11 protein-coding genes are annotated in these 11,275 nt (G+C 74.8%); 6 read left to right on the top strand and 5 right to left on the bottom strand.

Annotated features, from left to right (window positions below; genetic code table 11):
- Nucleotides 1–173: 173 nt before the first annotated feature.
- The 3 genes from E4099_RS21230 (at nucleotide 174) to E4099_RS33130 (ending at nucleotide 2,981) form a co-directional block, all read left to right on the top strand.
- Nucleotides 174–842 carry a class I SAM-dependent methyltransferase gene (locus tag E4099_RS21230; protein WP_135340687.1) on the top strand — a complete coding sequence of 223 codons (669 nt, stop codon included), beginning with the start codon at nucleotides 174–176 and terminating at the stop codon, nucleotides 840–842.
- Between the two features lie 135 nt (nucleotides 843–977).
- Nucleotides 978–2,486: an NAD(P)H-hydrate dehydratase gene (locus E4099_RS21235; RefSeq protein WP_135340688.1), complete on the top strand. Its 1,509-nt coding sequence runs from the start codon at nucleotides 978–980 to the stop codon at nucleotides 2,484–2,486.
- 351 nt (nucleotides 2,487–2,837) lie between these two features.
- Entirely contained in the window at nucleotides 2,838–2,981 is a 144-nt protein-coding gene (locus tag E4099_RS33130) for a hypothetical protein (RefSeq protein WP_167828444.1), read from the top strand.
- Nucleotides 2,982–3,018: 37 nt separating this feature from the next.
- Here the strand turns inward: E4099_RS33130 and E4099_RS21240 are convergent, their stop codons facing one another.
- Complete coding sequence (locus E4099_RS21240; RefSeq protein ID WP_135340689.1) at nucleotides 3,019–4,215, bottom strand: FAD-dependent monooxygenase; 1,197 nt, start codon at nucleotides 4,213–4,215, stop codon at nucleotides 3,019–3,021.
- Nucleotides 4,216–4,266: 51 nt separating this feature from the next.
- On the opposite strand from E4099_RS21240, the gene E4099_RS21245 reads away from it, so the two are divergent.
- Nucleotides 4,267–4,881: a TetR/AcrR family transcriptional regulator gene (locus E4099_RS21245; protein ID WP_135340690.1), complete on the top strand. Its 615-nt coding sequence runs from the start codon at nucleotides 4,267–4,269 to the stop codon at nucleotides 4,879–4,881.
- 188 nt (nucleotides 4,882–5,069) lie between these two features.
- Here the strand turns inward: E4099_RS21245 and E4099_RS21250 are convergent, their stop codons facing one another.
- The gene (locus E4099_RS21250; RefSeq protein WP_135340691.1) at nucleotides 5,070–5,759 is read right to left on the bottom strand and encodes a DUF4232 domain-containing protein; all 690 of its coding nucleotides are present in this window, start codon (nucleotides 5,757–5,759) and stop codon (nucleotides 5,070–5,072) included.
- 170 nt (nucleotides 5,760–5,929) lie between these two features.
- On the bottom strand, nucleotides 5,930–6,667 hold the full coding sequence (locus tag E4099_RS21255) for a CTP synthase C-terminal region-related (seleno)protein (protein WP_135340692.1): 738 nt from the start codon (nucleotides 6,665–6,667) through the stop codon (nucleotides 5,930–5,932).
- Between the two features lie 76 nt (nucleotides 6,668–6,743).
- On the opposite strand from E4099_RS21255, the gene E4099_RS21260 reads away from it, so the two are divergent.
- Nucleotides 6,744–7,631 carry a LysR family transcriptional regulator gene (locus E4099_RS21260; protein ID WP_135340693.1) on the top strand — a complete coding sequence of 296 codons (888 nt, stop codon included), beginning with the start codon at nucleotides 6,744–6,746 and terminating at the stop codon, nucleotides 7,629–7,631.
- 112 nt (nucleotides 7,632–7,743) lie between these two features.
- Here E4099_RS21260 and E4099_RS21265 read toward each other — a convergent pair whose 3' ends face one another.
- Together E4099_RS21265 and E4099_RS21270 are read right to left on the bottom strand one after the other, a co-directional pair.
- Nucleotides 7,744–8,661 (bottom strand): alpha/beta hydrolase, encoded by a 918-nt coding sequence (locus E4099_RS21265; protein ID WP_135340694.1) that lies wholly within the window; start codon nucleotides 8,659–8,661, stop codon nucleotides 7,744–7,746.
- Between the two features lie 155 nt (nucleotides 8,662–8,816).
- Nucleotides 8,817–10,211, bottom strand: a complete 1,395-nt coding sequence (locus E4099_RS21270) for an MFS transporter (protein WP_167828445.1) — start codon at nucleotides 10,209–10,211, stop codon at nucleotides 8,817–8,819.
- 94 nt (nucleotides 10,212–10,305) lie between these two features.
- Here E4099_RS21270 and E4099_RS21275 point away from each other — a divergent pair, with 94 nt between their 5' ends.
- Nucleotides 10,306–11,184: a LysR family transcriptional regulator gene (locus E4099_RS21275; protein WP_135340696.1), complete on the top strand. Its 879-nt coding sequence runs from the start codon at nucleotides 10,306–10,308 to the stop codon at nucleotides 11,182–11,184.
- The last annotated feature ends 91 nt before the right edge of the window (nucleotides 11,185–11,275 follow it).

An 11,275-nucleotide genomic window follows, 5' to 3' on the forward strand; every position in this document is an offset into this window, starting at 1 on the left:
CCCCGAAACCCCTGGTGCCCCTCCCGATCCCCACCGGCCGTGCGCACCCTCGCATCCGGGCCTGGCGCAAGAGGTCCCGGTAGCCGCCCGCTCAAGTCGGACTACAGCGTCGCTGGAGTCGCCGTGGGCAGAGTCGGACCACCGCCCCCTCGCCCACCTGCTACGGAGGACCCATGGCCATCGCCCCCACAGCCGCCGATGTCGAGGCAGGGCAGGCCGACTACACCCCGTTACGGCTCCGGCTGTACGACCTCGCGGTGCACGGGTTCTTCTGCCCGGTGATGTGGAAGGTCCCGCCCAGCGCGCTCCAGCGGATGTACGACCGGAACATCGCCGCCGAGCACCTGGACATCGGGGTCGGTACCGGCCGGCTGCTCGATCGCTGCACCATGCCGGTCGACCGGCCGCTGATCACGCTGCTGGACATGAACCCGCACTGCCTGGCGCACGCCGCCCGCCGGCTGTCCCGCTACGAGGTCTCCACCTGCCGCGCCAATGTGCTGGAGCCCTTCCCGCTGCCCGCGCGGACCTACGGTTCGGCCGCGCTCAACCTGGTGCTGCACTGCGTCCCCGGGGACCTGGCGCACAAGGGCGTCGCACTCGACAACGCCGCGGCCTGTGTACGCCCCGGCGGACGGATCTTCGGCAGCACCGTGCTCTCCCTGGGGGTACCGGTTTCCCGCCGCGCCCGCTTCGCGATGGACCGCCTCAACGCCCGCGGGACGTTCAGCAACGCCCAGGACGGCCTGGAGGACCTGCACCAGGTGCTGGCCGGCCGGTTCTCCCGCTACCGGCTGACCGTGTACGGCTGCGCCGCCCTCTTCGAGGCCACCGTGGAGTGAGCCCGGGCGCCCCGCCGCCCAATACCGGGCCACCCGCATGACGGGCCGTCGGCAGCCCTCCCAGGCCCCCTCCCAGGAAGGCCCGCGGCTCCCGTTCCCAGGACGTGGGGCGGACTGTTGGGGAGACTGGGGGACATGAGGACCGCCTACCGCGTCGAGACCGTACGGGCCGCCGAGCGTGCGCTGATGGAGGGGCTGCCGGAGGGCGCGCTGATGCAGCGGGCCGCCGCCGGACTGGCCGCCGCCTGCGCCGATCTGCTCGGTGGCCGCCGCGCCGGGGCCCGGGTCCGAGGGCCTGGCGTGTCCGGGGCGCGGGTGGCCCTGCTGGTGGGCAGCGGCGACAACGGCGGCGACGCCCTGTACGCAGGGGCCCGGTTGGCCCGCCGGGGCGCCGGGGTGACCGCGGTGCTGCTCACTCCGGAGCGGGCGCACCGGGGCGGGCTCCGGGCGCTGCGGGCCGCGGGGGGCCGGACCGTGGACGCCACGGCGAGGGCCGCGTCCGGCGACCTCGCGGAAGCCGCGGTGGCCCAGGCCGACCTGGTGCTGGACGGCATCGTGGGGATCGGCGGCAAGGGCGGGCTGCGGCCGGAGGCGGAGCGGCTGGTGGCGGCGGTGCGCGGGTTGCTGGTCGCGGTCGACCTGCCCAGCGGGGTGGACGCGGACAGCGGCGAGGTGCCCGGTGCCGCGGTGCGCGCCGATCTGACCGTCACCTTCGGCACGTACAAGCCGGGGCTGCTGGTCGACCCGGCGCACACCCACGCCGGGGCGCTGCGGCTGGTGGACATCGGCCTGGACCCCTGGCTGCCGGCCGAACCCGATGTGACCGCCCTGCACCACGCGGACCTGGCGGAACTCCTCCCGCTGCCCTCGGCGGAGAGTGACAAGTACCGGCGCGGGGTGGTCGGGGTGGTGGCCGGTTCGGCGCGCTATCCGGGCGCGGCTGTGCTGGCGGTGGCCGGCGCGCTGCGCGGCGGAGCGGGCGCCGTGCGGTACGTGGGCCCGGCGGCGGACGCGGTGATCGCCCGCTTCCCGGAGACCCTGGTGCACACCGGACCGCCGCACAAGGCCGGCCGGGTGCAGGCCTGGGTGGTCGGCCCGGGGCTGGGCGACGCCTGGGACGCCCGCCGCGACCTGGAGGACGTCCTCGCCTCGGACGTACCGGTCCTGGTGGACGCCGACGGGCTGCGGCTGATGCCGCCCGCCGCCACCCGCACCGCGCCGACCCTGCTCACCCCGCATGCCGGCGAGGCCGCCGCGCTGCTGGGCACCTCGCGGGCGGAGGTGGAGGCCAACCGGTTGCGCTCGGTGCGCGCCCTCGCCGCCCGCTTCGGTGCCACCGTGCTCCTCAAGGGCTCCACCACGCTGATCGCCCAGGGCACGGGGCCGGTTCGGGTCAATCCCACCGGCACCGGTTGGCTGGCCACCGCGGGCAGCGGCGATGTGCTCTCCGGCCTGACCGGCTCACTGCTGGCCGCCGGCCTGACCCCGCTGGACGCCGGCTCCGCGGGCGCCTACCTGCACGGCCTCGCCGCCCGTCGGGCGACCGGCCCCGGGGGCACGCCCATCACCGCCTACGAGGTCGCCACCGCGCTCGGCGACGCCTGGGCGGACGTACTGGACGGCCCCGCGGGCAGCCGCCACTAGGCCGACGAGGCCAGAACGCGGCTGACGCCGTCGCGGAGTCGCCCGGCCGGCGGGAATCCCGACAGCGGTGTGCGGGCGGTGGCGAGTGCTCGGGGCGGCGAGTGCACCGGCAGGTCGCCGCCCCGACGGCCATGCCCGCGCGGTGCGGAACTCTTCCGCGAGGATGCGGCGGTACCTCGCGACCTCGCCGTTGTGCGGCGGGACGGCCTCCCCGCGCTCCCGCGCCCGGGGCACGCCGGGCGGGGGATCCGGTCACCTTCCGGCCCCTACCGGCCACCCGAGCCTTCTTCCACTCCACCGCGAGGCTCTGGGCGGGATCCTGCGGTCGAGGGCGGAGAGGAGGTGTGGGGCATGGGTCTCCAGACACTGTGTGGCGCGCCGACGAAGAAGGGCGGGCGGTGCCGGCGGAAGGCGATGATCGGCTATTCGCGCTGTCAACTGCACCGCGGTGACTGGGTGTCGACGCAGGTGAAGAAGGCCAAGAAGCGCAGGTGACCGTGGCGCGCCCCGGGCTTCGGGGACGTGCGGAGCCTCAGGTCCCGGGGCGCTTCGGCTCCCGGACGGCGGCGGGCGGCTGCCAGTCGAGCACGGGGGCGAGCGCGTCGAGCAGGTGCCGGGGCGAGGCCAGTCGCAGCAGGCGGTCGCGGACCACCCGGCCGGGTTCCCAGCCGCACTGGGCCACGGCGCCGACGCGGCGGGAACGCCTGACGATCATCTGGGTACGGGGACGGCGCTCGCGGTCGTAGGCCGCCAGCGCCGCGGGGACCGAGGAATGGGTGTCGAGCATCGCGGCCAGGGTGACGGCATCCTCCAAGGCCTGGTTGGCCCCCTGCCCCAGGTTGGGGGTCATCCCGTGCGCCGCGTCGCCGAGCAGGGCGACCCGCCCCGTGGCGTAGGACCGCAGCGGTGGCAGCTCGTAGATGTCATGGCGCATCACGGCCGACTCGCCGGCGTCCTTCAACAGGGTCGGGATCGGCTGGTGCCAGTGCGCGAAGCGCCGCCGCAGTTCCGCCAGTTCTCCGTCGGGAGCGCGCTGCCCGGCCGGGGCGTCGGCCACCCCGAACAGGTAGGTCCGGCCGTCCGGCAGCGGGGCGAACCCGACGCGTTCGCCGCGGCCCCAGGTCTCGCCGCCCGCCGTGACCGGCTCCGACTCGACCACCAGCCGCCAGGCGGTGTATCCGGCGTAGCGGGGCTCGGGGGCCTGCGGCCAGAGGGCCTGCCGTACGCGGCTGCGGATGCCGTCCGCGCCCACCAGCAGGTCGGCCCGGGACACTCCGGTGCCGTGCTCGACGCGTACCTGCGGCCCGCTGGTGTCCACGGCCGTCACCGTGCTGCCGGTGCGCAGCGTGTCGGCGGGAAGCGCGCGGCGCAGGACGTCCAGCAGATCCGCCCGGTGGATCATCACCACCGGGCCGTAGCGCCGTGCCAGCTCCTCGGTGTCGGTGCGGGACAGCCACCGTCCTGCCGCATCGCGGATGCCGGCCTGGGTCTCGACCAGCGCCTGCTCGCGCACCGCGGCGCCCACGCCCAGCGCCTCCAGGGCCCGCACGCCGTTGGGCCACAGGGACAGTCCGGCCCCCACCTCGCCCAGGCTCGTCGCCCGTTCCAGCACCCGGACCCGCCAGCCGCGCCCGACCAGGGCCAGTGCGGCCGCGAGCCCGCCGATCCCGCCACCGGCCACGATCGCCGTGCGCTCGACCGCGCCCTGGGTGGATGTCCTGTCCTCCATCACCACTCCTCTACATCTGTAGTGGACGACAGGCACTCTACACTTGTAGAGATGACGGAAGGACGCAGGGAGGGGCATGTGACCGACACCGCGACACGGCGGCAGCACGTGGCGGACGCGGCGATCGCGACGCTGGCCCGGGAGGGGATGCGCGGGCTGACCCATCGCGCGGTCGACCAGACCGCCGGCCTGCCGCAGGGCTCGTGTTCGTACTACTTCCGCACCCGCCAGGCCCTGCTCCAGGCGACGGTCGAGCGCCTCGTGGAGGTGGACACCGCGGACCTGGCCGAGCACCCCGCGATCTCGGGACGGAGTTCGGAGCCGGGCGAGGTGGCCGCGGCCGCCGCCGAGGTCGTCCGGTACTGGACGACCCACGCGGGGGACCGTATGAGGGCCCGCTACGAGCTGATGCTGGAGGCCGGTCGCCGCCCCGAGCTGAGGGCCGCCCTGGACAAGGCCCGCGACCACTACCACGGCCTGGCGGAGCACGTCCTCACCACCGTGGGGGCCACCGATCCGGTGGCGCAGGCCCCGGTGTTCATCGCCTGCCTGGACGGCCTGGTGTTCCGCCATCTGACCGGCGCCGACCCGCTGCCCGAACCGGCCGGAAGACTCGACGGCGCCCTGCTCAATCTGCTGCGCGGCTTCACCGGACGGCGGCACTGACCGAGGGCGTCACTGGCCGGCGAAGGCACTGGCCGGCCAAGACACTGGCCGGCCAAGGCACCGGCCGAGGGCGGCACCGGCCGAGGGCGCCACTGACCATGCGGCGGCACCGACCACGCGGCCGCACCCGACCGCGACATGGCCGGGTGCCGCGGCGGGCGCCAGGCGCCCGCCCGGAACAGCGGCCGTCAGAAGTCGTACGGCTTCGAGAGGTTCCAGTTCAGCACGTCGGCCTCGTTCCAGCTGAACCGCGGGTTGCCCTTCATGACGACCGAGTAGAAGGGGCCAGGGCGACCGTCCGCGCCGCGCAGCGCGATGGCGAAGGAGTCCGCCGTGCGGTTCTGCGAGCCGTAGTCGAAGAGGTTCACCGCGCTGTACACCTTGGCGCCGGGGCGGAGCGTGATGCGCTTGCCGCCGCCCGGGTTGTCCTTCTTCGAGTGCGGCAGCGCGTTGCCGTCGCCGTCGAGCTTCACGGCCGGGTACGAGGTGACCCAGCACGACTTGGTGCCCTGGTTCGACGCGGTGATCAGCATGTGGTCGCCCTGCTGCCCGGCGAACCGGTGCACCGCGGTGACCAGCATCTCGTCGCCGACGCACTGCCGGGCACCGACCATCGCGCCCTTGCTCTCGACCTCCTCCGTCCCGCCCGAGGCGGTGGTCGAGCCCGCCCCCTCCTTGCTCTCAGCGCCGCTGCCGGCCTGCTTTGCGCCGCCCTCGCCGTCCCCCTGGGACGCGGACCGGTTCTGCGCGGCACTGGCGGCACGGTCGCCGCCCGCCGCCTTCGATCCGCCGTCGCCACTGCCGCAGGCGGTCAGGCCCAGCGCCAGCGCGGCGGTGACGGCGGCCAGGGCGGCGGTGCGAATCCGGGAAGTGCGCATGGTCGGTTCCCCCTGCGGTTGGTGCGGGAGCCTCTGTGGTCGTTCCCGCGGTGTGCACACCACTTTTCCCGGCGCCGCTGACGTTCCGAAAGCGCCCCACTAACGTTCCGCGGGCAAACCGCGCTAACGGGTGACGCCGGGCCGTGAGCGGCCCGACCCTCCGCTGGTGATCAGCTGTTGGGGGCTGGTCGTGCGTCCGCCTTCGCGTGGGCCACCGCGGCGGCCGCGAAGCCGCGGATCAGAGGGTGCGGACGGCTGCCGTCGCCGGCGAGTTCCGGCTGGAAGAGGGTGGCGAGGAAGAACGGGTGCTCCGGCAGCTCGGCGATGCGCACCTCGCCTTCGGTGTCGGCGCCGGTGAAGAGCAGCCCATGGCCGCGCAGCAGCTCCACATGGTCGGGGCTGGCGCCGAAGTTGCAGTGGTAGCGCTCGATGGACCGCTCGGCGCCGATCAGCGCCTCGGCGCGGGAGCCCGAGGTCAGCTCGATCGTGCCCTCGTGGCCGACCAGGGAGCACGCCAGCGGCACCACCACCGCGTCGGCCGCCGAGGTCTCCGGCGCGTTCTCCGCGTGGCCGGCCGTCGCCAGCCCGGCCACGTTGCGGGCGTACTCGAGCAGGACGTGCTGGAAGCCGGCGCAGGTGCCGAGCAGGGGGATGCCGCCCTCGCGGGCCGTCCGGATGGCCGCGAGCGCACCGGCCTCGCTGCGGTACGGGCTGCCCGGCAGCACCCAGACCCCGTCGAACCCGGCCAGGGTCGTGTGGTCCGCGACGTCCTGGGTGGGGATCCAGTACGCGTCCAGGTCCAGCGCGTCGCGTTCGCGCAGCGCGTCCAGGAGGCCGGGGATACGGGTGTGGGAACGGACATGGGGTGAGCGGTCGCCGACCAGGGCGACGCGGGCGGTGTGTGTCATGCGGCCATCCTCAGCCGCCCGTCGACATCACGTCCAACGATGATTCCTGCATCCAGCATCAGCAATACTGATGCTCATGGATCCGCAGCAGCTGCGCACCTTCGTCTCCGTGGTCGACCATCGCTCCTTCTCCGCCGCCGCCCAGGCCCTCGGCTACACCCAGTCCGCGGTCTCGCAGCACATCGCCGCCCTGGAAGCCGATCTGGAGACGCCGCTGCTCACCCGCCGCCCGGTCGCCCCGACCGAGGCGGGTCGGCGGCTGCTGGAGCACGCCCGACCGCTGCTGCTGCGGCTGGACGCGGCCAGGGCCGACATCGCTCGCCTGCGGCAGGTACGCCCCGGACGGCTCGCGCTGGCGTGCACACCCGGTGCGCTGACGCCCGCGGTCGCACACGCCCTGGTGCGCGCCCGTACCGAAGCCCCGCGACTCGTGGCCTCGGTACGGGTGTGCGGACGTGCCGCGGCGGTCCAGGCCGCGCTGACCGGGGCCGCGGACCTGGCGCTGATCGACGGGGCCGCCGCTCCCACCGATCCACTGCCGCTGCCGGACGCCGCGTCGCTGGCCGCCTTTCCCGTCCGCGAGGAACCACTCGCGGTACTCCTGCCCGCCGACCACCCGCTCGCCGGCCGTCCGGCGCTGCGGCTGGCCGACCTCGCGGCCGCCCGCTGGATCGACGCGCCCGACGCCGCCGTGCCCCTGGCCCAGCTCCGAGCGGCCGCCCACTCCGACGGCTTCGGCCACCAACTCACCTACACCGGGACCGACTTCCACGGCCTGTCCGTCCTGGTGGCCGCCGGAGCCGGCCTCGCCGCGGCCGCCCTGCCCGCGGCGGCGGACCTCCCCGGCATCGCGGCCGTACCGATCATCGAGCCCCGGATCACGCACCGCGTCGAACTCCTCCATCCCCGCACCCTCAGCGCCCCGGCCGCCGAACTCGCCGAGGCGTTGCGACGCGCACGGTGACCCTCATGCGGGTGCGGGCGAGGTCGGGCGATCGCGGCCGCCACACTCCCCCGTGCGGCCGCGGCCGACAGCGGCGTCAGGCGGCCGGACGCCCCGCTCCCGGGCGGCGGGTTCACATGCCTCTGCGCAGGGCGTTCGCCATCCCGGCGCGGGCCCGGCGGGAGATCTCGGTGTCGGGGGCCACATGGTCGAACACATGGAAAGTGCCCGGGACATGGTGGAGTTCGACGGGCACGCCCGCGTCCAGCAGCCGCAGGGCGTACTGGTTGCCCTCGTCGCGCAGGGGGTCGTGCTCGGCGGTGAGGACATAGGCGGGCGGCAGGCCGGAGAGGTCCTCGGCGCGGGCGGGCGCGGCATAGGCCGGATCGCCGGCGGCCTCCGCGCCCGCCGGCAGGTAGTGGTGCCACATCTGAGCGGTGGCGGCGGCGTCGAAGGCGGGTACGTCGGTGAGGGTGGCCGCCGAACGGGTTCCCATCCGGTCGTCCAGGGCCGGGCAGACGAGGAGCTGGAAGGCGATGGACGGGCCGCCGCGGTCGCGGGCCAGCAGGGTGGTGGCGGCGGCGAGCCCGCCGCCCGCGCTGCCGCCGAAGACGGCGAGGCGGCCGGGGTCCACGCCCAGCTCGGCGGCGTTCTTCACGACCCAGCACAGTGCCTCGTAGCAGTCCTCCAGACCGGCGGGGAAGGGGTGCTCGGGCGCCAGCCGGTAGTCCACCGAGACCACCACGAAGCCGGTACGCCGGGCGAGGTCGAGGGCGCGCCGGTGTTCGCTGTCGAGACTGCCCAGGACGAATCCTCCTCCGTGGAAGTCCAGCACGACGGGCGCGGGTACCGCCGCGGCCACCGGGCGGTACAGGCGGACCGGCGGGCCGCTGGTCTCCAGGTCGGCGATCCGGACCGTGTCGTCGGCCGGGAGCGCCGCCACGGTGGCTCGGGCGGCGGCCAGTGCGCCCTCCCGGGCGGCGATCGGATCGGTGAGGTCGGTGCGGGGCAGGCGGGCGGCGATCTCGGCGAGTTCGGGGTCGAACAGCACGGTGGGTCTCCGGGTATCGGTGGGGGTCGGCAAGGGGGTCAAGTGGTTGGCGGTTCGGCGATCGGCGGATTCAGCGGTCGACGGTCGGCGGATTCAGCGGTGGGCGATCGGCAGGCCGGCGGGTTCAGCGGTCGGCGGGCAAGCGATCGGCGGATTCAGCGGCTGCGGAGGAGCAGGCCGGTGAGCAGTGCCAGGGCCAGGGCGGCCAGGGTGGTGCCGGCGGTGGCGTGGGCGTAGGCGGTGAACGGGACTCCGGGCGACCCGGGTGCGGCGTCGAGGACGTGGGCGAACAGTCCGCCGATCAGGGCGACGCCCGCGGCGTTGGCGGTCTGGGTGGCGGTGAGCAGCACCCCGCCGGCGGCTCCCGCGTCGGCCGGGTCCACGCCGGCCAGCACCGTGCCGATCAGCGGCGCGGCGACCAGCCCCTGCCCGGCCCCCACCAGGATCAGCGCCGGCAGCAGCCAGCCGACCTGGTCGCCTTGGGGCACCGCCAGTACGACAGCCGGCACGCCGGCCAGGCCGATCGTCAGCAGGAGCGTTCCGGTGCGCAGCGCCCCCAACCGTCGGCCCGCGAGGCTGGTCGCGGCGAAGGCGAGGCCCAGCGGGGCGAAGATCAGACCGCTGTGCAGCGGGTTCTGGCCGAGTCCGGATTGCAGGTGGTAGGCGAGCAGCAGGAAGAAGCCGGCGTTGCCCGCGTAGAAGGCCAGTACGGTCAGCAGCCCGCGGACGATCCGCCGCTGGGCCAGCAGCCGCATCGGGATCAGTGGGCTGCTCCGCCGCCGCTCGACCCGTGTGAAGACCGCCAGTACGGCCGCCGCCATGGCGAGGCCGGCGATGACGGCCGGCCGGCCCTGGTCCAGTACGGGTGGGAGCAGCAGGGCGAGGAGTGCGAGCGCCAGCAGCCCGGCCCCGAGCAGGTCCAGCCGGGCCCGCGCGCCCCGACTCTCCTGCACCGTGCGGCCCGCGACCACCAGCGCGAGCGCCCCGATCGGGAGGTTCACCAGGAAGGCCGAGCGCCAGCCCAGATCGCAGGGGTTCCAGGCCAGCAGCGCGCCGCCGACGATCTGCCCGGCGATGGAGGCCAGCCCGATGACCGCGCCGTACAGTCCGAGCGCGGTCGCGCGGGCCGGGCCGGTGAAGCCGTGCTGGATGATCGACAGCACCTGCGGCAGCATCACCGCCGCGGCCAGCCCCTGCGCCACCCGGGCGGCGATCAGTGCCGGCGCGGAGGGGGCGACCGCGCACGCCAGAGAAGCGAGCAGGAACAGGGCGACGCCCACCAGGAACACCCGGCGGCGGCCGTGCCGGTCACCGAGCCGTCCGCCGGTCACCAACCCGACCGCGTACGCCAGGGTGTATCCGGCGGACACCGACTGCACCTCGCCGAACGAGGCGTGCAGGTCCTGCTGGATCGACGGCACCGAGACGGTGACGACACTGGCGTCCAGCAGGCCCATGAAGGTGGCGAGCAGCACCGCGGCCAGGGCGGTCCAGCGGCGCCTCGCCACGGCGCCCGGGACGGGGGCGGGTTGGGTGATCACAGCGGTCATGTGCCCATTGCGCCACCGGCGTTGGCAGCGCGTCCAAGTCCGGATTCTTCGCCTGTGATAATCCGCGGTGATCACAGACGCCGGGAGGACGAGCATGGAACTGCGCCATCTGCGCTACTTCGTGGCGGTCGCCGAGGAGCTGCACTACGGGCGCGCGGCGCGGCGGCTGCACCTGACCCAGCCGGGGCTCAGCCAGCAGGTCATGGCGTTCGAGCGGGAGCTGGGCACCGCGCTGTTCACGCGCAACCGGCGGGGCGTGGCGCTGACCGATGCCGGGGTGGCGCTGCTGCCCGCCGCCAGGGACATCCTGGCCCGCGCCGACGCCGCGGTGGAGCTGGCCCGCCGTTACGGCGCCGGGGAGGCCGGTCGGTTGACGATCAGTCTGACTCGCTCGGCGCCGCGCAGCGTGGTCACCGAGTTGCTGGACACCTTCCGTGCCGCTCATCCGGCCGTGGAGACCCGGGTGACCAGCGGATTCACCGCGCATGACGAGCAGCGGCTACGGGAGCGCTCGATCGACGCGGCGCTGGTGAGGATGCTGGACGATCCGCGCGAGGACCTGGTCGACCGCACGGTGGGTGAGGAGGCCGTCGTGGTCGCCGTCCCGAGCACCGACCCGCTGGCGCGCAGGCGCCGCCTCCGCCGGGCCGACCTGGCCGACCGCCCGCTGGTGTGGTGGCCGCGCGAGCACGGCCCGCGGATGTGGGACCGCATGCTCGACCAGGTGTTCGGGGAGGGTGTCCGCCCGCCGGTCGCGCACTGGGAGCCCGAGGAGGAGCATCTGCTGCACGCCGTCGCCCAGGGCCACGGCATCACCCTCGTCACCGAGGGCAAGGCCGCCGCGCTCCACGTCCCCGGCGTCGCGATCCGGCGCTTCGCCGACCCCGTCCCGACGGTGCCGATCACCCTGGCCTGGTCCCGCGACAACCCCAACCCGGCACTGCGCCGCTTCCTGGAGCACATCGCCGGATAGGCCGTTCCGGCCGCGGCGGGCGCACCGAACGCCGGTGGGGGCGGATGGAGCCGCAGCCCCGTCCGCCCCCACCCAGCCGAAACCCCCGTAC

This window comes from Streptomyces palmae (assembly GCF_004684805.1).
In the GTDB taxonomy this organism is placed as follows: Bacteria; Actinomycetota; Actinomycetes; order Streptomycetales; family Streptomycetaceae; genus Streptomyces; species Streptomyces palmae.